We start from the raw sequence: 22,333 nt of genomic DNA, 5'->3' as shown, positions 1-22,333 counted from the left end.
GCACCTCCCTTTACGCTATACCCTTTTATCTTACCCTATGATGAACCGAAATAAAAAAATCTGATGCAGGCTGAATTCACTATCAGCCCGCATCAGATTTTTTTTCCATATATCTGTCTTTCAATATAGAGATATGTTGTTTTACTCGATGCGCAAAAAAGGTTACTTCATTTTCATCCGGTATTTTGGTTCCATATCTGACTGCTTCATATAGTATAAAGAAACTTTCATCCTCGTTCATTTCCATTCTGGCAAACCAACTTCGGATGTTTTCGTTGGATTTCCTGCCTATTTGCTGCACAGCCGCCTCTTTTTCCAGTTCCTTCACCGCTTGACGGATGGCATTCCCGGCTTCTGAATAGTGGAATGTGCCTGAATGATCTTTAGGTTGAAGTTTTCCTTTCTTCACCCTGGTCATCAGAGTGGCAATCTGTCCTTCTGATTCTATTTCATACTCTATTTTTTTCTTTTTGATGATATAGATGATGGCGGCCAGGATAAAGATGCCGATCAACATTTCGTTCAGCCATGGAAAAGACATTCCCTCATAGAAAGCCGCTTGCTGTGTCTCGTCAATTTTTTCTTCCGGAAACTTCAGCCCAAAACCTGAAAGCGTATCCCTTGAAATCTTACTCATGATCCAATCCCTCACCTTTTCCAACAAAGCGAAAAGAGGATTGACAAGGAAAGAAAAGAGCCAGAATACTTTATTTAAAATCCAGTAAAACCCGCTTCTGGCATAAGTACTGAAGACAGACAAAACACCGGCGGCGGCTAACACAATGAGCAATACGCCGAAGGGTTTCATCAGATATCTCTTATTATCACCCGCTTCCCCGCCGCCTCCTTTCAGCATCCTTTGGAAGCTGGTCACGGTTGAAACGAGGGAAAATAATAAGAGGATAAGGATCATTACGATCATGCCATTCCCCAAATCCCTTACATTACCTATGATAAGCGAACATGCAGACAGGCATAGAAATCCCAGTACCATCGAGCTTGAGACCTCGATTTGATCATCTTCACTTTGAAAATAGGAGCCTATCCTCCAATGAAGAAATAATAGGATAACCACTGTCAGCCACAGGGAAATATTGAACAGAAAGAACCCTGCTGCCCCTGAGATCAGAAGGACTGAGTACAGAATCAAAGAATGAATGCCTTTCTTCTTTACCCAGATAATCATCGCCGGATACAAGAAGAGAAACACAACTGATATATACGGGACATATCGGGTCAGAATCTCTTCCTTTTCGACCATCAAAGTTGCAGTGAGCACCACGAATAGAAGATCCACGCCAAATAATAGTGCTATTTTCAGCAGAAGATGCTGCTGTCTGCTGGTCAAGATGGGATTTTCGATCTTTGTTTCCATAACGTTACGGCTCCTTGTTTATCTTCAATATGCATTGAATAAATTTCCCTTTGCCCCGCTCTAATTTTACTTAATCTATTCTCACTTTCCACTGAAAGTTTACCTGCCGTGATCAATACAGAAGGCACTAGCTGACGAATGTAAAGATGCTGCAGTACAATATGAAACGGAATTGTCGCATCGTCAGTAGATAATGCCGAAAGCATTTCAAGGGCTTTTTGCTGATGTTTCCTGCCTGTACCCGAAGGCAAGTAATAGAACGGAGTAATTCCCTGACTCCCGATATTCACCACAAGTGAGAATGAAATCTGCTGTTCCACAGCAAGGTGCATTAAATAGGCAGTATGTTTGATGATCTTTTCCAGGTCTCTCGTAATCGAATACTTCTCTGAAAGGTTTACCGCAATCATCCACTCTTTCTTAACAGCAGGGGCAAAGATTTTCGTCTGCAAAGCTTGCGTCCTTGCGCTTGCTTTCCAGTGGATGTCCTGAAACCTGTCACCAGATACATACTCCCTTGTCCCTATCGGCTGAAAGACATCGTAAAATAGCGAATGCAAGGCTGGCACCTCGCCGATATCATGAGAGTCATGTTTATTGTCAAGAATGACAGGGAAAGGAGTTGGAAAAACCATGATTGTAGATTTAACAGGTTCCATTAATTCCATAAGTACTTTACCGCTTCCGAATAAATGTGGAATGAGAATCTGAACTCTCGTCAACCGGCAGAGCCCCCTTCTTTTCCCGACAATCGGCAGCGAGACTTTCCCACTTTCCCCTCTCCCCATCGTGAAGGGAATCGATACTTCTATGTTCCCGCCGTGATAGGTATCAAAAGGATGTTCCGCAGGCTGGACGATATCTTTGAAGGTGAATCTTAATTCAGCCCCCCACACCGGTATTCCTCCATTGTCAAAATGGAGATCCCAGTACCCCTTTTCTTCTGAGTGCAGCCGGACACGCTTTGGCGGCTGTTTTATTGTCAATTCCTTCCCGATATTTTCAAGATACCATTTATGGAATCTGAAATAGACGATGCATAGCAGAAAGATCGCCGCCCCGGGGTAGAACTGAAAAAATAAGCTCGCTGCTGTCAGGATGATTAAAAGAATTTCACTTAATGCGTTATATGGTCCCTCCTCAATCACTTCACGCTTCCAAGTCACTTCCGCTACCTCGTTTCAACCGGAAGAATGATGGTTTCAATCAATCTTGCTATAACTTCTTCCTCGGACTTTGTCAGTGAAGCTTCTGCGGTTAATTGGATTCTGTGCTGAAGGACATAAGGAGCTGCAAATAAAACATCTTCCGGTCTGACAAAATCTCTGCCCTCAATGAAGGCCTGACCCTGTGCGGCTTTCAGGAGTGCCAGACTTGCCCGTGGACTGGCCCCTACTTCAATCAACTCGTGTTCCCTCGTTCCCCTTGTCATTTGCAGGATATATGACTCTATGTCAACTGAGACATGTACGTTCTTTACCTCTTTGGACAAAGCCTCTACTTCTGATAAACTCATGACGGCTCTCACTGCATTCAAAGGCTGTTCCGATTTAAAACGGCTCAGGATCATTCTTTCTTCCTCAAATTCAGGATATGTAAAAGGGACCTTCAGTAAAAATCGATCCAGCTGGGCTGCTGGAAGCGGAAATGTCCCCTGCTGTGATTCAATCGGATTTTGAGTGGCAACAACGATGAAAGGCGGTTTTAATGGTACCGTTTCACCATCTATCGTAATTTGTTTCTCCTCCATTACTTCGAGTAAACTTGCCTGCGTTCTCGGAGTGGCACGGTTGATTTCATCAGCCAGTAATACATTTGCAACGACTGGACCGGTCCGAAGTTCAAATTCCTGAGTTTTAGGATTGAAAAATTGGATCCCGGTCACATCGCTCGGCAGGACATCCGGTGTGAATTGGATTCGTTTAAATGATCCTTCGATACACTGCGAAAATGTTTTTGCAAGTAACGTTTTACCCGTCCCGGGGACACTTTCAAGTAACACATGTCCTCCCTGAAGTAATGCGATCAAAAGTAGGTCAATTTCTTTGTCTTTTCCAACAAGCACCTTATTTATTTCTCTTTTTATATTTCTTAAACGAGTCATACTCATCCCCTCTTTCTAAGCTCTTATTATAATAAAATAGTAAAAATTTAGCAAATATTCTCATAATAGATATTTAATTTCATAGATTCTTGTAAGACATTTTCTTCTTGAATTATAATAAGAATATATTTTTAAAAAGGTGATGGGTATGCAGTACAAACGTCATGAACCCTTCCGCTATACATTTAACGAACCCATACATGCAACTTACCGACTGATTGTAGAAAAAAATGGGATCTTAATTGAAACCAAACAGTCTGACGCGCTGCTGATTGACTTAAGCCCTAATGGTGCAAAAATGAAAACTGCGCTCGATTTGCCGGTAGAACACGGCACCTATCTTTTGGATCTTCATTTCAAATTAAATCACTCTGTGATCACAATGCTCGGAAAGCCGGTATGGAAAAAAATAGTCTTTGGTCGGTACGTGTATGGTATTGAAGCATCAGAAGATGAAAAAACGAAGACGATGATCATCAAAGAACTAAAACAGTATGTAAATGAACAGATAGACGACAAACGGGTTTAAGCCAGATCCCTGCAAGGATCTGGCTCGTCAATTTATGTTTTTCTTCAAAAAAGCGGCTCATCAATGCTCATACATCATTTTTCTGGTCATGCCCCCGTCAACAACCAGATTTTCACCGGTTATGAAATCGTTATCGGGATGAGCTAAAAACTGGCAGGCTCTTGCTATATCTTCAGGCTTGCCGACCCGCCGAGATGGATGCTGACTATGATCAACCTCCCGCAAGGATGAGTAATCACCTGTTTCAATCCACCCGGGGCTTATAGAGTTCACTCTGATTCTGTACTCACCCAGCGTAATCGCCAGCGAGTGCGTCAAGCTTGAGATACCTCCTTTGGAAGCTGAGTATGCTTCCGTATCAGCCTCAGACATGAGTGCTCTTGTAGAAGCAATATTGATGATCGATCCCCCATTATCCTTCATGAGTTCTGCCGCTTCCCTCGAACAGTAAAATACACTGCTTAAGTTCGCAGAAATAATGGTATTCCATTCCTCCGGGGTCATATCCCAAAATGATATGAATTTAGAGATTCCCGCATTATTAATAAGGACATGGAGTGAATCATGTTTATTTCGGATGGTATGAAAACCTCTTTTGATTTCTTCATAGGAAGCAACATCTATCTCATGAAACTGGGCTTCGTATCCACTGTTAATCAAATCCGCCTCCAGCCTTTCCCCGCCTTCCCGATCCTTGTCAAAGAAATGGACAAATTCACCTTGTACTGCAAATCGCTCAACCAAAGACTTCCCTATTCCATTTGCTCCCCCTGTAATACAGAAAATGCGCTTAGCCATATTCCATCTCTCCTTCCAAGATATTATTAGACTACCCTTTTTTGGCAGGTTCAAAAACAGGAGTCATGAACTACAATAGCCCCAAAGGCAAAAAGGATTAACCAGCCATTTTAAAAATGGCTGGTTAATCCTTATATTTTCAAACTTTATAACCATCCCTTATCCCATTATTTCGCAAACACGTGGTTCCCGATCGTCATCGTGGTATCGGTCGATGTAATCCAAGAACTGGTTGATGTATCCGGGTTATAGAAGAACAATGAACCCTGTCCCTGGCCTCTAAATGCCAAGGCTTCATTAACGGCATTTCTGGATTCATCGGATGCCGTATTATTGATTTCTCCATTTTGTACAGGTGAAAACGCATAATGCCCTTGGGCAACTTGATAAACTACTTCTTTAATAGAATCAGGAAACTCATTTGAATCGACTCTGTTCAGCACAACAGTCGCTACAGCTACCTTGCCTGAATAAGGCTCGCCTTCAGCCTCCGCATGGACAAGCTTCGCAAGCAATTCTTTTTCTTCCTCTGAAATATCCGTTTCCGGCAGGCTGATGGATTGTCCGGGATGAATCTCATGTGACTTCAAACCGTTAGCTTCCATCAATTGAAGTACAGGAACTGAATTTTCTTTACCTATTTCCCACAGCGACTCACCCTTTTTAACGGTATGAGCATCTTCTGCAGCTGCGGCGGAAGTAGAAAAAGCAAGCATGCCGAGTGCCGCCAATCCTGAAAGCAGTTGTTTTCTCAACTTGAATTCCCCCTTTACGGTATTCACCCTATACATTAACAAGGGATGTTCAGGAATTCACCCGGTAATGGTTACCTCAGCTAAACAAACTTTCCTTTTCATCATAATGATTACACATCCGTTTTATCTTTCAACTTCTTGGTGTATCAAGATATTGGTAGCGGATATTGCCTCCATGCTCGGCGATTCCTCTGAAATGCTTGAAGTCTGTTTGTTTAACCAAGACCGCTCTGAATGAGAGAAAGTCTTCTTTCTCAATTCGTATTTCTTCTGTTTCTTTATTCCTTAATGAATCCATCAGCTGCAAAATGTCGCTTTCCATCATGTAAGTATCCCCCTCCATAGATTGTCTACTACTATTTTATTTGACTATAAAAAAACTACAAGTATTAGTTTTTTTATTAAATTGTTAGAAAACTCTTTACCTTTTAGGCTGTTTAAGTCAAAATATTAGTAATTGTTTGTAGAATTTTGGCAAAAAGGAGAGACCTCGAATGAAAAAAGCAGAAATCGGAAACGTAATCGAATTTAAAGAAGGATTAAAAGGGATTGTGGAAAAAGTAAATGAGAATTCTGTAATTGTCGATCTCACATACATGAAAAATTACAGAGAACTTGAACTGGAAGAAAAGACCGTCGTCAATCACAAAAACTATACAATTATTGAGCAATAAATATTTCTGTTCACTACATAAAGTACAGGCCGGGCAAAGCTCTTCATCATAGTGTATACATTTCAGCACCAATATTAACTACATGAGTGAGTATTCCCGGCCGCCCTCCATCTTAATTTGAAGATGATAGAGAAAAAGGTGATTTAGCAATAAAACAAATCGATTTTATAATCGAAGTACTCAAAGCTATAGTCATTTAAAAGGAGAATGAATAGTTTCTTTTCTTTCGTTCAGGATATTCTTATAGCATATTATTTTAAAAGGTGGCTCATCGACGATGCATCTGAATGTCCATATCTTCAAAAAGGCTCAGAAGAGCTTTTGGTTTGTCCCATTAATTTTTTCACTGATTTCATTGGCCCTCGCCATCGCCACCTTCTTTTTTGATTGGTGGCTAAGCCAGCACAACTATCCTCTTCTGCCTAAAGTTTTATTTGCCAACTTCGACTTGAGCATGATGATCATCAGTACAATCGCATCCTCCATCATGACCATGACGACCATTACCTTCTCCACAATCATGGTTGTCCTCACAACCTTTTTATCACAGTATTCGCCCAGGACACTCCAAAATTTCATTAATGACCGCCCCACTCAACGCGTTCTTGCGATATTCGTGGCAGGCGTTGTGTACTGTATCACCCTTCTCATACTATTGAAGGATGAGTCAGGCCAGGAACTATTTATTTCAGCTGCATTCGCTGCCCTGGTAGCGATCTTCTGCCTCTTTGTATTTGTGTATTTTGTTCACCATGTTTCCAACTGGGTGAAAGTCAGCAAACTGATACATAATATTACGATTAAAACCAACAACAAAATAGAGACCAGCCCACTATACAGAAAAAAAGATAAAGTCGAGTCGCAAAGTGGAATTAATCCCCTTTCATTTGAAGATACAAAACCATGTTACGTTTACAGTAATGAATCAGGCTATCTGCAGCACATTGAGATTGAAGGTCTGCTCAATAAAGCGATTAGCGATGATTGCATTGTACGGATGATCAAAACTCCAGGGGAATATTTATTAGAAGGAACCGCGGCGATGACGATTTGGTCCATTCATGAAGAAATCAAGCCGGAAGAATATTTGAACTACATCATCCTCGGACCGGATAAGGAGCCGATCGAAGACATAGATCTTGGAATACGAAAGTTGGTAGAGATCGCGCTGAGAGCCATCTCGCCCGCTATAAATGACCCTAATACAGCCAAGAATTGTATTGAAGAAATAGGGATCATCTTATCAAAATTAGCCAGACACAAGCTTCCTGGTTCCTATATTACCGACAAAGAAGACACCATCCGCATCATATTGGAACAGCCCGCATTTGTAGATTATCTGTATAAGAGTTTTTATCAGCTGAGACATTACGGCAGGCAGGATATCTCAGTGACAACTGAAATACTCAGGTCCCTCCGAATGATAGCCGAAAATAATAAGGAAGACACTAAGGAGATTGTGTGGACGTTTAAGGATTACATCTTGGAAGGAATAGATTATGATCGTTTGCAAAACCTTGATATGCAGTATTTGATGCACTACATTGAAGAGCTGGCCTCAAGCTGTGATAAGACTGATTGGGACCACGACGAAGTCAGAAATTCTTTTTTCCCTAAGAAATATAGGACCGCTGATGCATTGAATTTTAAGAAAAAAGGATAGAACACAGATAGAGTAAGAGGGATGGCTGCTGCCATCCCTCATTCGCTTACTTCTGTTTAGCATCCTGTGATAATTCCTTAAATGAAGGTACCTTGCCATGAGGTTTTTGATCCTTTTTTCTTACATCCCATTGTCTTTCTTTCTCATGCTTCGATTTTGTCATCATACAGCCTCCTTTTACCAGTTACACTTATATAATGAGCAAAAAACGAAGAATTACTCATATAAGATTTAAGTTGAAATCCCATACATTCATTTCTTATCCTCATGCTTCATCCATAACAGCACTAAAAACATTAAACTCAGATAACCAAACAATGGATACAAATAAGACAGCAACTCGCTGTATTCAAAAAAGCTCAGCGAGTAGATGACTGTAAAGATTCCGATAAATGTTGCGATCGGAGGACCTTTCCAATAGCCCGCAAGCTGTTTCTCCACCCCAAATACACCGCCTATGACAGAGGTGAAAATTTCCCCGTATATGATTAAAATGTAAAGATAATAAATGCCTGCTGCAAAAGATTTCATGACGACCGCCATAGGAATTTCATACAATGTCACATCCGGGATCATCACAAGGGTCAAATGGCTCGAGATGAGGATAAGCGTTAAAAAGAAACCGCCTAAATAACCGCCGTACTTTATTACCTGACGATCTTTCACTTCACTTGCTACCGGTACAAGCACCGCTTGAGCCATCGCTAAATTAAACGCAACATAGGAAAAAGGGGCAACAACCGATTTCCACCCGTCGTCTACAGGAGGAATGGTCAAGAACGCTTCTAAAAACCGACTATCCGTTACTGAATATGCCATCAAAAATAAGTTGAACAGAATCATAATCGGCACAACAAATGTGTTGACTGCAAAAAGCCCCTTCATCCCGACCATCATGGTGAGGAATCCGAGTAAGATCGTCAGCAGGACGCCCAGCTGTTTAGGCATCATGAGCTGCTCTTGGAATACTGCCCCGGCCCCTGACAACATGACAGCGGAAACTCCAATCAACATGACCATCATCATAATATTCATGAACTTTGAAAACCACTTACCAAATAAATATTCGTTAAATTGTTCAAATGATTTAGCTTTCAAATCATGAGATTTAATCATAATTCTCGTTCCCATCGTGATAAATAAATATCCGCTAAATAAGATGGCAATAAAGCCTATAAACCCAAACCGGGTAAAAAATTCCACGATTTCCCTGCCTGTAGCAAAGCCTGCTCCAATGACCGTGCCGACATAGACGGCTGCAATTTGAAATGCCCCTGATAATCTTTTCATTCACTCACCTCATACCTCTTCTACTTCACTCTATGTACAAGCAGAAGAATTCAGAAGCAAATGACAATAAATTACCTTTTTCAACGGACTACGCTGACTATAAGTTCTTTCGCAAATCCCACATAAAAAACAGCCGATATCCGGCTGCCTTTTACGCTTATAAGGTCTTATCTTCGATATGATCTAACCACGTCGCAATAGGCTTGACCACCTTTTCAACTGCACCTTCTTTGAAAGGGGATTCCAGCTTAGCTGAAGCTGCCAGGTCTGTAAATGAAAGGCTGCCTCCCAGTTTACACAGATCCACATAATCAGCCCATGCTTCCTCCCTGTTTTCATTCATTTTCACCCAGAATTGGAACGCGCAGATCTGGGCAAGGGTGTAATCGATATAATAGAACGGAGAGTTATAAATATGTGATTGACGCTGCCAGAAGCCCCCTGCTTCAAGATATTTGATTCCGTCATAATCCCTGCCAGGTAAATATTCTTCCTCTATTTTTCTCCACTCCGCATTTCTCTCATACGGGGAAGCTTCAGGATTCTCATATACAAAATGCTGAAATTCATCTACTGCAACTCCATATGGAAGGAATTGAAGAGCATCACTTAAATGGGAAAACTTATATTTATCCGTGTCTTCCTTAAAGAAGAGCTCCATCCATGGCCACGTAAAAAACTCCATACTCATGGAATGGATCTCACATGCTTCATATGTCGGCCATTGGTACTCAGGAATATCGAATCCCCTGCTGCTATATACCTGAAAAGCATGTCCCGCCTCGTGAGTCAGGACATCGATATCACCCGAAGTCCCGTTGAAATTGGAAAAGATAAACGGAGATTCATAATTTGCGATGTATGTGCAATACCCTCCTCCGGCTTTCCCTTTCTTTGCTTCGAGGTCCATAAGATTGCGGTCGATCATAAAATGAAAGAATTCTTTTGTTTCCTCCGACAACTCTTCGTACATTTTATTGCCATTTTCAATGATGAATTGAGGATCCCCCTTAGGCACAGCATTCCCTGAGGTGAATTTAAATCCTTCATCATAAAATTTCATGGGGCTGATACCAATTCGGTCAGATTGCCTCTCTTTCAATTTCTGCACCAGAGGCACCACATGTTTCTTCACGCCTTCCCGGAACACCTTTACCATATCTGGGGTATAATCTGTTCGTGTCATTCGGTAATAACCAAGTTCTACGAAATTTTCATATCCCAAACTAACGGCAATTCGATGCCTTACCTTCACGAGATCATCAAAGATACGGTCTAATTCCCTCTGATTCTCTTCAAAGAAACGCACAGAAGCAAGAGAAGCTTCCTTCCGGGTTTCTCTGTTAACAGATTGAGTGAATGGCCCCATTTGGGCAAGGGTTCTTTCTTCACCCTGAAATGATATTTTTGCAGAAGCCATTAACTTTGTGTATTGAGAGGAAAGTTTATTCTCTTCCTGAAGCAGCGCTATCACTTTTGGCGAGAAGGTTTTGATTTCACTCTCTGCCAGCGCGAACAGCTGCTTGCCCCACCGCTGCTCCAGCTCCGCGCGGAAGGATGAATTCAGTAATTCTTTATAATATTCAGTGACGAGTCCTTGAAAATCGGGCATGACTTCATCGAAATAATCCTGTTCACCTTTATAGAAGTCATCATTCGTATCAATCGAATGACGGATATAGCAGATGTTCTGCATTGTATCAAAATGAAGGCGTATTTTATTTAATTCCTTCATTGCAGTAACTTGATCATCTGGTGTATCAGCTTGTTTAAAATCAGTCAATGCCTGTTTAAATTCATTTTCGATCTCTGTAATATTTGGCCGCTCATATGTAAATTGTTCAAACTTCATTAGTATTCCCCCTTTTTTCAACGTCCATATAGTGTATTCGACTCCTTCTCTTGATTCTCCTGTAAGCTTGGTTACTTTCCTTACCATTGAATGTTAATAGAAAAAAGAGCCTCCAAGGAAGGCTCTTATATACTTCAATACGATAAGTTTTTGATGGATAGTCCCAGTTTTTTCAGCAGCTCTATTGCGTCTTTCTTTTCTTCAGGTGAAAGAGATGACATCAATTCATGGATCCTGTCTTCATGGTTAGGAAAGATCTTGTCAATCAGGCTTCTGCCCGGTTCGGAAATTTGCGCATAGGTCACCCGTCGATCTTTAGGGCAGGCTACACGCTTAAGGTAGCCTTTTTGCTCCAGTTTATCCACCACGTACGTGATGCTGCCGGAAGCTAATAAAATCTTACCGCCGATTTGCTGAAGAGGCTGGTCCCCTTTATGATAGAGGAGCTCCAATACAGCAAATTCCGTGGGGTTCAAACCGTTTTCTTGTATATTCTTGTTAATTTCTTCGTTCAATGCTTTAAATGCACGGGAAAGAACAATAAACAGCTTCAATGATTGTTTTGTACCCTGGTTTTCATTCATAGTCTTCATTCCTTTAAACTAATATCTCAGTTTCAAAATATTATACTAGGATTCAGGACTAAAGTCAATCTCCCAAACAGAACACTTAAAACCTCCATAAATGGTCTAAAGACCATTTATGGAGGTTTTTGTTTGGAAGATTATATGATTGTAATGTATATAACGACAAATTGATGATTTCTAAATTAGTGGTCATTCTGTGAGGTAGTTATCATTTTAAAAGGTATTAAGAGGATATCTATAAATGATTAAGAAGCTGTCTTTTTTAGTAAATTTTTTATTACCTGACTCAATTCGTATGGTACTTCTTGAATAGTAATAGTATAAATGCTTTTATCACATTGCTGATATTGATTCAATAATTGATCTAATTGCTGACTGCAATCAATGGTTTCCTTTGCTCCCAACCCCAACCTTCCTCCAAGGGAGATCATTTCAGCACGCTTTTGATTGATTTTTACTAGTAACCATTTCTTTTTAAGATATTGACCCATTTCAAACTAACTCCTTTTTCATTTTGTGTCGGCAAGGCGGTTAATCCAACTGAGAATCATGAGACAAACCATGCATTCGGTTGCACGTCCCGGGAAGATTTATTTTGCCCTTGTTTCAATTAATTTAAATCTACTAATAAAGACATTACTCAGTTAGTATCGCAACTATTAACAGAAAAGTAAATAGATTCGCAAAACAAGACAAAATAACTAGTTAAGTCTGCTTATTTGACAAAATTCGTCATTAATTCATTTTGTATAATCACATCCGCGAAGTCCTTCCTCCATATCTTTAGGGATTTGGACAAAGACCTTTCCCTCAAAACAAAAAGAGAAAAAGACCCATTGTCTTTTTCTCCTTACTCCTTTAATATATCGGCACCCATCCTTCTTGTGTAACGAATATGCGAACAGCCACCACTTGTTTGTCCTCACTCAATGTAAAGTAGTGTCGAATATTTTCAGGAACTGAAATTAAATCTCCCGGATTCAGATGAACTTCAAAGAAGTTTCCATCTTTTCCTTGAATGATAAAAACACCATGCCCACTTACAATAAAACGGACTTCATCGTCTGTGTGATGATGCTCCTGTTGAAAATTTTTTAGCAGTTCCTCAAGATTAGGAGTCTTAGATGATAGAGAAATGACATCCCATGCCTGATAACCCCTTCTCTCAGAAATATCTTGTATTTCATCTTTGAATGATTCAATGATTCTTTCTTTATCGTGATCCGATAATTGGTACTTCCCCTGTAATTCCGGATCTAATTTTGATAGTTTCCAATTCTCATAAATAACCCCTTGTTCACTTAGAAAAGTACTGACCTCTTCCTGATTGTCCAATATTTCATTTGTTCCTTGGATCTTAATTGTCGCCATTGATTATTTTCCTCCTATGCTGATTGAATGGTATTCTTTAACGATAGCAGTGACAATTGATATTGAAATAGAAACTCGCAAGCTTCCAGAAGCTTTTTAGCCTCAAAGCCGTTTTGTCCCCATACAGTGATGCCATGATTGCGGATTAAAACGGCTCCTTTATCTTCCCGGACATGGCGGGAAAATTCTTCGGATAAATCGGGAATGCTGGCATGATTATGGATGATAGGGATGGTTAGCGTGTCACCTTCTTCCCACTTATCAAAAGCCTTAATCAATTCCTGGTTTTTAAAAGTAACTTCACCTTTGTCGCCATAAAGCTCACTCACTACATTATTGGGGACCGTATGGACATGAAGACTGCAGCCCGCCCCGCTTTTGCGAAATATACTGCAGTGCAGCAGCGTTTCGGCCGAGGGACGCAAATTGGTATCTTCAAGCGCAACTCCATATTGATCGACGAGCAGGAAATCTTCATCTGTTTGCTTTCTTTTATCCTTTCCGCTTGCCGTAACCAAAAAACTCGTTGGAGAAGAGCTGACCCTGATGGCAAGGTTTCCACTTGTCCCCATGAACCAGTCACGTTCCGCAAGTTCTTTTTTTACTGCAGCAAGTTCTTCCCATTGAGCTTTATAGTCCATCATACCGGCACCTCCATTTTCAAAACTTCCAAGCAATCATAGAATGTCTCAAATTTCTTATAAGGGATAGAATCTTCTTCACATTTTTCGGCGAGATAATCTCTCGCAAAAACCGTATTTGCATATCTGGACATTTCGATATCTGTAACCGAATCGCCAATCACAATGATTTCATCATCTTCCGAAAGATTCATTCTTCTGATAATGGACGGCTTACAACATCCACATTCCCCATTGCCGCATTGAGAATCGCAAGGGTGCGGCCAGCGGACTTTGATTGTCTGATCTTCAAACGTTGCTTGGTTACAATATATCCCGTCAAAAGGGCCATACTCTTTTAGAAGCGGATGAACAAAAAAATCCATTCCGCCACTCAGAATATACAGGGGAATCCCTTTCTCTCTTGCAAATGACACAAATTCTTTAAATCCTTTCCTGATAACTGAAGTCTCTTGTAAGTAACCAAGAAGTTCTTCCTTTTTTGAAGAAGGAATAAGGTCAAACAATCTTGTGACTCCTTCCCTGATAGACATATCACGAGAAAGGATTTCATCTTTTATACTCTCCCATTCCGGCGGAGCGAATTGCTTCATCAAGGAAATGATATTGTCTGTTTCCGTGATCGTGCCGTCAAAGTCACAAAAGATAATGGGCTTAGCCACTTACTTTAACCTCCTGTCCCCATAATTGCAGAGCCTGATCCAGTTCTGCATGATGTACAGCCGCATCTGCCAGTGAAGTACCTCTCAATACACTATCGATTGCCTGCAGGAACGCTTTCCCGCCTCCCACTGCACCATCAGGATGTCCGTGCACTCCTCCACCTGCATTGATGACGCAATCGTCCCCAAAATCTTTCATCAATTGGGGGACCAGCCCGGGATGGATCCCCGCTGAAGGGACTGGAAACGTCTCCTTAAACCGATCTGAATTTATCAATTCATCCCTGATGGCCATCACTTGTTTTCTTTCTAATGCCACACTCCCATATGGTGATGGAAATAAAGAGAAATCAGCTCCTGTCATTCTTAGAAACTTACCAAGCCATAAAGAATAACTCACCCCGTATTGCGGAGAAGCAGCTGCAGCCCCCGAAAAAGAAGGGTGCGCCATTATAGGAAGGCCGATTTCATCATCCTCCCTTAACTCCTGCAGTACATCCAGGCCGTAGGTAAATACATTAAATAATAAGGCATCCGCCCCAAGCTCTCTTGCTTTCCTCGCTTTTTCTTTCAAGCCTTTGGTTCTTCCAGATAAGTTGACTGCGTAGAGAGTTCGTTTTCCCGTTTCTTCATAGACCTCACGGAGTACTTTATGTCCGGTTTTGATTCTGTCAGCAAATGGAGTCAATTCGTTATCAAAAAGGATTTCATCGTCTTTCACTAAATCCACTCCGCCCAAAGCCTGGGCTTTAAGCTGGGACTGCAGGTATTCCAGATCCCTACCGATCACCCCTTTGAAAATGCTCATTAATAGCGGCCTCTCAAAAACTTTCACTTTTTCCCTGATTCCTTCAATCCCAAATCGGGGACCCGGATACTCCTTCTTTAATTCTCTTGAAAATTGAAGATCCTTCAGCTTCACTTGCCCATCAAGAGACAGTTTTCCAAAGACAGTTGTAAGAATCGCCGGTATATCATTAGAGTAGTTTCCGGATGGATAGGCGATCTGTATTTCCGCCCTTCCCCCATCTCTGCCTTCATTTTCTTTAACCTCCACTACCCTGCCTTTGTACTTTCTTAATTGTTCTTTCTCCAGTAATGGAAGATCGGTCCAAGAACCGACAGTTAGTCCAAGCGCGATTCCTTCCGCTTTTTTTTCAAAGGTCCCGATCTTTCCTGTCATGACATATGTAGCAATAACTTCTCCCACTCGAGATGCCTCCCATCTTGATTGCTTTTAAATGTTCTTCGTAGATACAACATAAAAAACCCCTTCGATAAGAAGAGGTTTGTCTAGTACTCTGTCTTATCTCTCAGCAAGTAAATTGCTGCAAGAATTAGCACCGTGCTTAAAAAAGTCGGTTGCCGGGCTTCATCGGGCTGGTCCCTCCGCCTGCTCTTGATAAGAAAAATCATATGCTATTACATTTTATTTCAGTTGGATTATGGCATCATTTTTCATTTCTGTCAATCTTTTTTATCAAACAATTTCAAATTTTCAATCCTGCGCACAGCTTCTTCCAGACGTTCTACACTGGTCAATAAACCTACGCGGACATATCCTTCACCATGTTCTCCAAACCCTACACCTGGTGCTACAGCGACTTTAATTTCTTCAAGGAGGTAATCTGCAAACTCCACAGAGGAAAAGCCGGGGGGAACCTTAAGCCATGCAAAGAAAGAACCTGCTGGTGCTTTAACCTCCCATCCGATATTTTGCAGCCCGTTTATGAATGTTTTTCTTCTGGATTCATAAGTATCGACAAGTTCTTCGACGCACTTCTGAGATCCGAGTAAAGCAGCCACTGCAGCTTCCTGGACAGCCCCGAAAAGACTTACATACATGTGATCCTGAAGAATGTTAATGGCTTCGATCACACTTTTATTCCCGACTGCAAAGCCCACTCTCCAACCGGCCATATTATAGGTTTTTGAAAGCGTATAGATTTCAATGCCTGTGTCCTTTGCCCCTTCTGCTTCCAAAAAGCTGACAGGCTTTTTCCCTTCGAAGCCGATTGCACCGTAGGCAAAATCATGGACGACACAGATATCATTTTGTTTCGCGAATGATACTGTATCTTCGAAAAATGAACGGGAGGCAACCGCTCCTGTAGGGTTATTGGGATAGTTCAAAAACATGAGCTTTGCTTTTTCAATGTCCTCTCTTGCAATCCTCTCATAATCCGGGAGAAAATGATTCTCTTCTTTCAACGGCATCGTTACCATCCGTGCTTCCGCAAGGGATACCCCTGACAAATAATCCGGATACCCCGGATCCGGAACCAATACTGTCTCACCGGGGTCCAACAGGCATTGGGGTATCTCCACCAGCCCTGCCTTCCCTCCGAACAGGACTGCAACTTCTTCATGAGGATCGATGTCCACACCATATTCCCGTTCATAAAAAACAGATATGGCTTCCCTGCAGGAATCCAAACCCCGAAAAGGGGAATATTTATGATTTCCTGGTGATTTTGATGCTTTCACCAGCGCTTCCACGATATGCGGGGGTGTAGGCTGATCGGGGTTCCCCTGCCCCAAGTTAATCACATCAAATCCTTCTTTCAGCACTTTCTGGACTTTTGCTGTCAATGATGCAAAAAATTGCTGCGGCAGCGAGTCAATGCGTTCTGCTTTTTTAAAGGTTGTCATCTTTTCACCTTCTACACTTTTTTGAAAATTATTTACTTTCAAATTCTAGTCACAAATGATATAACGTAAAGTAATGATTGTAAAGTATAATCTTATTCAGACTTAAAAAAGAGGTGTTACTTTGTCAACGAAAATTGGACTAGCGCAAATGGATATTACATTTGGTGCTCCTACCGAAAATAAGAAAAGAGTTCATCAATGGGTAAAAGAAGCGAGTGAAGCAGGCTGTAATATCGTCGTATTTCCTGAATTGTGGACGACCGGTTATGATTTAACCAGAATCGGGGAAATCGCCGATGAAGATGCTCATGACATTTCTGCCTTTCTTTCGGAGCTTTCTTCTCGCTACAACATTCATATTGTCGGAGGATCGATTGCGAGCAAAACAAAAGAGGGTATTTCGAATACCCTTCTCGTATCTGACTGTGACGGGAAAATAATCAAACAGTATAATAAACTCCATCTCTTTAAATTGATGGATGAACATCACTACCTGCTGCCCGGTAAAGAAGATGGCTCATTCACATTGATGGATACTCAGATGGCCGGTATGATCTGCTATGATATCCGTTTCCCGGAATGGTTCCGGAAACATGTCATCGATGGTGCGAAAGTGGTGTTCGTGGTTGCTCAGTGGCCTGCAGAAAGAATCACTCATTGGAAGACCCTTTTATTGGCAAGGGCCATTGAAAATCAGTGTTTCGTCATTGCCTGTAATCGTTCAGGCAGCGACCCCAAGAATGAGTTTGGGGGGAACTCGCTGATCATAAGCCCATGGGGGGAGATCATAGCGGAAGGAACCCTTTACGAAGAATTGCTTACCGCAGAAATCGATTTGAATGAAGTCGAAGAAGTCAGGAAAAAAATACCTATTTTTCAAGATCGACGTCCAGATTTCTATTAATTTTATATTTTTCTAAAAATTCATTGACTCACTATTTCTAAAAATGGTACTATTCAAATCAAACAGCATGCAGCTGATATTCACAAAATTAAATATTCTCTTATCAAGAGCTGGCTGAGGGATTTGGCCCTGCGAAGCCCAGCAACCGACCGTAATACCGTTGAGAAACGGGGCGCACTATGCGCCGGATGATTCACTCCATAAGGCACGGTGCTAATTCCAACAGAAAGAACACCTTTCTGAGAGATAAGAGGCGAATAAGATCCAATCTTTAAGCCTCTTTCCGTCAATGAAAGAGGCTTTTCTTATTATACTTATGAAAAGCCTCCAAAATTCAATATTTTAGGAGGAACCATTATGTCAACCATTCCTGTCTCGAGCTATCAATCTTTAAATGAACAAACCGCATTGGATTTAGCAATCAGTTTAAACTTTTTTGAAAAAGGAGCGGAATTGACCTGCCGTGAAATTGGGGATGGAAATTTAAATCTGGTTTTTCAAATAAGTGAAAAAGGAAAGAAAGGAATTATCATTAAGCAGGCATTGCCCTATGCAAAAGTGGTTGGTGAGAGCTGGCCATTAACGGTCGATCGTGCCAGAATCGAAGCAAATGCATTGAAACTGCAGCAAACATATGCCGGTGAATTTGTCCCCGAGGTATTCTATAGTGATGATAAACTTGCTGTTACCATAATGGAGGATCTAAGTTCCCTTGGAATTGTCCGTTCAGGACTGATAAAAGGAGACACCTATCCACTTTTATCTGAACATATCGGAACATTCCTGGCAAATACTCTTTATCATACTTCTGACTATGCCCTGCATCCTTTTAAGAAAAAAGAATATGTCAAAACCTTTTCCAACCCTGAACTCTGCAAGATTACGGAGGATCTTGTTTTGACCGATCCATTTTTCAACAGTGAAACGAATGATTATGAAGAAGAACTGCTCCCTCTGCTCAAAGATTTGTGGAATGATTTCAGTCTGAAACTTGAAGTGGCGAAGCTGAAGAAATGCTTTATTACAGAGAGTGAGGCGCTATTGCATGGCGACCTGCATACTGGAAGTATTTTTGCTGATGAATTTCAAACCAAGGTGATTGATCCTGAATTTGCTTTTTATGGTCCTATCGGCTTCGATATCGGTCAATTTATTGCAAACCTGACATTCCAGGTAATAGCAAGGGAGGACGATAAAGGAAAAGATGAAATCATCCGGCATATCACCAATACATGGAACGTATTCTCAGAAACGTTTTCGAATCATTGGCAGGAAAGCGGAGATGCGTACACTAAGGTTGATGGCTACTTGGATTATGTACTGGATAAAGCCTTTAAAGACAGTATAGGATTCAGTGGATGTGAGCTTATCAGGAGAACTGTCGGTCTTGCACATGTTGCAGATCTGGATTCCATTTCAGATAAAGAAAAGAGGCTGCGGGCTAAAAGAAGCTGTCTTTCTTTAGGGAGAGAATTGATTTTAAAAAGACGAACGTACTCAACAATTGAAGAATTCACAGAATTCATTCGAAGTCATACATCTTAAGGAGCCAATCATGACACGCACAACACCCACAATCCCGACGTCATTACAGTTTCGGGATGATCATTTAGAAATATTAAACCAGCAAAAGCTTCCACATAAAATCGAGTACCTACAACTTTATACTTTAAATGAGTTTTATGACGCTATCGTCACGTTGAAGGTAAGGGGCGCGCCTGCAATCGGAATTACGGCCGCTTATGGAATAGCATTATCTATGAATCATTTTGATACAGACTGTCTGTCTGATTTCATGGTTAGATTTAAAGCGGATAAAGCATATTTATTTTCCTCCCGACCCACTGCAGTAAACTTGGGATGGGCATTGGATTCATTGGAAAATGCAATTCAACGGGCACAGTCTGTGAATGAAGCAAAAACCATCCTTCTGCACTCCGCGATTCAACTTCATACTGAAGATGAAGTGACGTGCAGGCGAATCGGAGAATATGGTCTTCAATTACTAAATGAAAAGACAACCATCATGACGATTTGCAATGCAGGATCTATTGCAACCAGCAAATATGGAACAGCATTGGCACCATTTCATTTAGGAAGTGAAAAAGGGAAAACGTTCCATGTCTATGCCTGTGAAACACGCCCGGTATTTCAGGGCTCACGTTTGACAACTTGGGAATTGCAGCAGTCAGGTGTAAACGTAACACTTATTGCAGATAGCATGGCCGCTCATACGTTAAAAGAGAAAAATGTAGAAGCCGTTATAGTTGGGGCAGACAGGATAGCTGCAAATGGGGATACAGCAAATAAAATCGGGACATCCATGCTCGCCATCTTGTGTAAGCACTATGATATCCCTTTTTACGTGGCAGCTCCTTCTTCTACTTTTGATATTACCCTTCCTTCAGGGAACGCTATTCCCATTGAAGAGCGCGCGCCTGAAGAACTTACTGAACTTAATGGTTACAGGATTTCACCTCAGGAAACAGTTGTATACAACCCTGCTTTTGATGTAACATCACATGAATTAATAACTGGAATCATTACTGAGAAGGGAATCCTGTATCCTTCATATAAGGAAAGCATTAGACATTCCATCTGCCATACCTAAAAGAAAACCTACCCTCACCGTAACGGGTTCTGTTTTAAGGTATAAACTATAAAAATCATTGGAAAAAGGGTTTTAAGGAATTCGTGTTCTAATTTGTTACCGAAACTGCACTAAAATTAAAGCGTTACAGAACTTTCTGTAACGCTTCAATTACAATGTTTTTTATAATCTGGCTAATGTGTTAGTTGTCTCCAAAGTTGAAAGATGTGAAAATTAGGTAAATCCCTATTAAACAAGGAATAGGCTGGTGATTTTTAGATTAACAGATACCTTATCTTTTATAGTGTAACTAAAAATATAAATAAGGGGACATTATCCCGTTAATCTGCTGAAGCTCGCTTGGATAGGGGTAAATAAGGGGAAAATTTACTTCAAATCTTGCACAGATCCCTAATTTTAATGTTTTTCAAGTAAATAGAAGTAAAACTTTCCTTTACTTTAACGGTTTTCAGTTCAAATTCTTCATTAAGGGAAATTTCTCCCCTTAATTAATCATCCAATGTTACTGTTCCTTTCATCTGACTCGAGAAGTCCCGCTTTTGTTCACTTTGTCGGGTAAGATTAGCTGTACATGTACATGCAACTTCAATTACTACCACATTTTGAGGTGTAGATTGCATTTTGTACTCCAAAACAGAACCCGTTACCCTCACCGGAAGTTTTTACATGCAATCATCCCTTATATAACGGAGTGGATCCCCACATTTCCCTTGGGTTCACTTCATAAATACCATTTTCCCTGAACATGAATTGATGGATGATAAACTCTCTTCTTAATGTGGCAAAATCGTCATGAAAATGCTTGATGTATTCATTGATTTCCTTTTCACTGTACCTCTTTCCAATCTTTAATCCTTCCACCATGTGCTCCAGCAGGAAAAGCTTCTTCTTCTGTTGAGCGGGTATGGATTTAAACCGCCCATTCTTCTCCACAAAGTTATTCATCACTTTTTGTTTCTCTTTCATTATTTTCTCTTGCATTTCAGAATCCCCTTCCCTTTGATTCGTGAAGCGATCAAGAACACTTGCATGATGCGCTATCACTTTTTTGTTTAAAAAATAGTAAATCGTATTTTTTTCCCTTCTGGAGTAAACTAGATTACATTCCTTCAGTTTGTTTAGATGATGTGAAATGGTAGGGGCTGTCAACCCCAGTTTACCCGCAATCGCGCCGGCATGCAGCGAATCAACTGACAGGAGATGAACAATCTTGATACGGGTGGGATCGCCCATGGTCTTATGAAATGCGACTTGTTTATCCAGCTGCAACTTAAATACCTCCTACTTAGATACTTATCTAATTAGATATTAATCTAATTAGGTGAAATATGCAACAGCCTTTCTTTCACAGAGACAAATAAAAAAAGCATTTTCCCGAAGAAAAATGCTTCATACTATTACTGTTCAAGGGTCAACAGAATTTCTTTCTTATCTACTTGCTTCCCTGCATAACCGGTTAATGATTTATTCTTACCTATTACTCTATGACAAGGTATGATGACAGGGAACTTATTTGCTTTATTGGCTTGTCCGATTGCCCTGACCGCTGTTGGTCTATTAATACGTGCCGCTACATCCCCGTAAGAGCAGGTGGACCCGTATGGTATTTCACTTAATGCTTTCCAGACTTCCTGTTGAAACTCAGTTCCTTCTATTTTCAGAGGAAGTGTAAATTCTTTTCTCTGTCCTCTGAAATACTCTTTCAATTGTCGTTCAGCTTCTATCAATAATGGGTGATCTGACTCTGTGGCAGCTTGATTTTCAGAAGCAAATTCTACTGATACCAACTTTTCTTCATCTGCCCGGAGCTCCAAGACTCCAATCGGACTTTCCATAAACAGCGAACAGACTGACATGAACGCTCA

General features: G+C 40.9%; 24 protein-coding genes and 2 riboswitches. Of the genes, 6 read left to right on the top strand and 18 right to left on the bottom strand.

Going from position 1 to position 22,333, the window contains the following annotated elements; all coding sequences use genetic code 11:
- Window positions 1-82: 82 nt before the first annotated feature.
- Genes HWX64_RS07300 through HWX64_RS07290 form a run of 3 tightly spaced genes read right to left on the bottom strand, consistent with a single transcriptional unit; the run spans window position 83 to window position 3,479 of the window.
- Window positions 83-1,375: a hypothetical protein gene (locus HWX64_RS07300; protein ID WP_175988621.1), complete on the bottom strand. Its 1,293-nt coding sequence runs from the start codon at window positions 1,373-1,375 to the stop codon at window positions 83-85.
- The gene (locus HWX64_RS07295) at window positions 1,345-2,541 is read right to left on the bottom strand and encodes a DUF58 domain-containing protein (RefSeq protein WP_175988619.1); all 1,197 of its coding nucleotides are present in this window, start codon (window positions 2,539-2,541) and stop codon (window positions 1,345-1,347) included. The genes HWX64_RS07300 and HWX64_RS07295 overlap by 31 nt, the downstream gene beginning before the upstream one ends.
- A gap of 5 nt (window positions 2,542-2,546) precedes the next feature.
- Window positions 2,547-3,479, bottom strand: coding sequence for a MoxR family ATPase (locus HWX64_RS07290; protein ID WP_175988617.1), 933 nt, complete (start codon window positions 3,477-3,479; stop codon window positions 2,547-2,549).
- A 148-nt stretch (window positions 3,480-3,627) separates the two neighbouring features.
- On the opposite strand from HWX64_RS07290, the gene HWX64_RS07285 reads away from it, so the two are divergent.
- Window positions 3,628-4,008 carry a PilZ domain-containing protein gene (locus HWX64_RS07285; protein ID WP_175988615.1) on the top strand — a complete coding sequence of 127 codons (381 nt, stop codon included), beginning with the start codon at window positions 3,628-3,630 and terminating at the stop codon, window positions 4,006-4,008.
- A 60-nt stretch (window positions 4,009-4,068) separates the two neighbouring features.
- On the opposite strand, the gene HWX64_RS07280 is transcribed toward HWX64_RS07285, so the two are convergent.
- The 3 genes from HWX64_RS07280 to HWX64_RS07270 all read right to left on the bottom strand — a co-directional run bounded on the left by HWX64_RS07280 (window position 4,069) and on the right by HWX64_RS07270 (window position 5,886).
- Window positions 4,069-4,806 carry an SDR family oxidoreductase gene (locus tag HWX64_RS07280; protein WP_175988613.1) on the bottom strand — a complete coding sequence of 246 codons (738 nt, stop codon included), beginning with the start codon at window positions 4,804-4,806 and terminating at the stop codon, window positions 4,069-4,071.
- 167 nt (window positions 4,807-4,973) lie between these two features.
- Complete coding sequence (locus tag HWX64_RS07275; RefSeq protein WP_254871063.1) at window positions 4,974-5,561, bottom strand: cell wall hydrolase; 588 nt, start codon at window positions 5,559-5,561, stop codon at window positions 4,974-4,976.
- 130 nt (window positions 5,562-5,691) lie between these two features.
- Window positions 5,692-5,886: a hypothetical protein gene (locus tag HWX64_RS07270; RefSeq protein WP_175988611.1), complete on the bottom strand. Its 195-nt coding sequence runs from the start codon at window positions 5,884-5,886 to the stop codon at window positions 5,692-5,694.
- Between the two features lie 169 nt (window positions 5,887-6,055).
- Here HWX64_RS07270 and HWX64_RS07265 point away from each other — a divergent pair, with 169 nt between their 5' ends.
- Window positions 6,056-6,235 carry a DUF2187 family protein gene (locus HWX64_RS07265; RefSeq protein ID WP_175988609.1) on the top strand — a complete coding sequence of 60 codons (180 nt, stop codon included), beginning with the start codon at window positions 6,056-6,058 and terminating at the stop codon, window positions 6,233-6,235.
- 277 nt (window positions 6,236-6,512) lie between these two features.
- The gene (locus HWX64_RS07260) at window positions 6,513-7,898 is read left to right on the top strand and encodes a DUF2254 domain-containing protein (protein ID WP_175988607.1); all 1,386 of its coding nucleotides are present in this window, start codon (window positions 6,513-6,515) and stop codon (window positions 7,896-7,898) included.
- Between the two features lie 46 nt (window positions 7,899-7,944).
- Here HWX64_RS07260 and HWX64_RS21890 read toward each other — a convergent pair whose 3' ends face one another.
- From HWX64_RS21890 to HWX64_RS07215, 10 genes are all read right to left on the bottom strand, one after another.
- Window positions 7,945-8,061 (bottom strand): DUF6254 family protein, encoded by a 117-nt coding sequence (locus HWX64_RS21890; RefSeq protein ID WP_254871119.1) that lies wholly within the window; start codon window positions 8,059-8,061, stop codon window positions 7,945-7,947.
- Between the two features lie 89 nt (window positions 8,062-8,150).
- A complete protein-coding gene (locus tag HWX64_RS07255) occupies window positions 8,151-9,188 on the bottom strand; it encodes a hypothetical protein (RefSeq protein WP_175988605.1) in 1,038 nt (345 codons plus the stop codon).
- 157 nt (window positions 9,189-9,345) lie between these two features.
- Complete coding sequence (locus HWX64_RS07250) at window positions 9,346-11,040, bottom strand: M3 family oligoendopeptidase (RefSeq protein WP_175988603.1); 1,695 nt, start codon at window positions 11,038-11,040, stop codon at window positions 9,346-9,348.
- Between the two features lie 134 nt (window positions 11,041-11,174).
- Entirely contained in the window at window positions 11,175-11,624 is a 450-nt protein-coding gene (locus HWX64_RS07245) for a MarR family winged helix-turn-helix transcriptional regulator (RefSeq protein WP_175988601.1), read from the bottom strand.
- Window positions 11,625-11,872: 248 nt separating this feature from the next.
- On the bottom strand, window positions 11,873-12,118 hold the full coding sequence (locus HWX64_RS07240) for an aspartyl-phosphate phosphatase Spo0E family protein (protein ID WP_175988599.1): 246 nt from the start codon (window positions 12,116-12,118) through the stop codon (window positions 11,873-11,875).
- A 367-nt stretch (window positions 12,119-12,485) separates the two neighbouring features.
- Complete coding sequence (locus HWX64_RS07235) at window positions 12,486-12,998, bottom strand: acireductone dioxygenase (protein WP_175988597.1); 513 nt, start codon at window positions 12,996-12,998, stop codon at window positions 12,486-12,488.
- 14 nt (window positions 12,999-13,012) lie between these two features.
- Window positions 13,013-13,642, bottom strand: coding sequence for a methylthioribulose 1-phosphate dehydratase (locus HWX64_RS07230; protein ID WP_175988595.1), 630 nt, complete (start codon window positions 13,640-13,642; stop codon window positions 13,013-13,015).
- A complete protein-coding gene (locus HWX64_RS07225; protein WP_175988593.1) occupies window positions 13,639-14,301 on the bottom strand; it encodes a 2-hydroxy-3-keto-5-methylthiopentenyl-1-phosphate phosphatase in 663 nt (220 codons plus the stop codon). Before HWX64_RS07225 ends, HWX64_RS07230 begins: the two co-directional genes overlap by 4 nt.
- Window positions 14,294-15,511, bottom strand: coding sequence for a 2,3-diketo-5-methylthiopentyl-1-phosphate enolase (locus HWX64_RS07220; protein ID WP_175988591.1), 1,218 nt, complete (start codon window positions 15,509-15,511; stop codon window positions 14,294-14,296). The genes HWX64_RS07225 and HWX64_RS07220 overlap by 8 nt, the downstream gene beginning before the upstream one ends.
- 93 nt (window positions 15,512-15,604) lie before the next feature.
- A riboswitch (SAM riboswitch) is annotated at window positions 15,605-15,710 on the bottom strand.
- Between the two features lie 58 nt (window positions 15,711-15,768).
- A complete protein-coding gene (locus HWX64_RS07215; RefSeq protein WP_175988589.1) occupies window positions 15,769-16,953 on the bottom strand; it encodes a pyridoxal phosphate-dependent aminotransferase in 1,185 nt (394 codons plus the stop codon).
- Window positions 16,954-17,074: 121 nt separating this feature from the next.
- Between HWX64_RS07215 and HWX64_RS07210 the strand changes: the two genes are divergently transcribed.
- From HWX64_RS07210 to mtnA, 3 genes are all read left to right on the top strand, one after another.
- The gene (locus tag HWX64_RS07210; protein ID WP_254871062.1) at window positions 17,075-17,857 is read left to right on the top strand and encodes a carbon-nitrogen family hydrolase; all 783 of its coding nucleotides are present in this window, start codon (window positions 17,075-17,077) and stop codon (window positions 17,855-17,857) included.
- A 97-nt stretch (window positions 17,858-17,954) separates the two neighbouring features.
- Window positions 17,955-18,110: riboswitch (SAM riboswitch) on the top strand.
- Between the two features lie 104 nt (window positions 18,111-18,214).
- On the top strand, window positions 18,215-19,402 hold the full coding sequence (gene mtnK, locus HWX64_RS07205) for an S-methyl-5-thioribose kinase (RefSeq protein WP_175988586.1): 1,188 nt from the start codon (window positions 18,215-18,217) through the stop codon (window positions 19,400-19,402).
- Between the two features lie 10 nt (window positions 19,403-19,412).
- Complete coding sequence (gene mtnA / locus HWX64_RS07200; RefSeq protein ID WP_175988584.1) at window positions 19,413-20,468, top strand: S-methyl-5-thioribose-1-phosphate isomerase; 1,056 nt, start codon at window positions 19,413-19,415, stop codon at window positions 20,466-20,468.
- A gap of 672 nt (window positions 20,469-21,140) precedes the next feature.
- On the opposite strand, the gene HWX64_RS07195 is transcribed toward mtnA, so the two are convergent.
- Window positions 21,141-21,737: a metalloregulator ArsR/SmtB family transcription factor gene (locus HWX64_RS07195; RefSeq protein WP_175988582.1), complete on the bottom strand. Its 597-nt coding sequence runs from the start codon at window positions 21,735-21,737 to the stop codon at window positions 21,141-21,143.
- 128 nt (window positions 21,738-21,865) lie between these two features.
- A complete protein-coding gene (locus HWX64_RS07190) occupies window positions 21,866-22,324 on the bottom strand; it encodes a methylated-DNA--[protein]-cysteine S-methyltransferase (protein WP_175988580.1) in 459 nt (152 codons plus the stop codon).
- Window positions 22,325-22,333: the final 9 nt, after the last annotated feature.

Source organism: Bacillus sp. Marseille-Q1617, assembly GCF_903645295.1.
In the GTDB taxonomy this organism is placed as follows: Bacteria; Bacillota; Bacilli; order Bacillales; family Bacillaceae_B; genus Rossellomorea.
The sequence above is the reverse complement of the archived record's forward strand: the minus strand, read 5'-3'. Positions and strand labels throughout refer to the sequence as shown.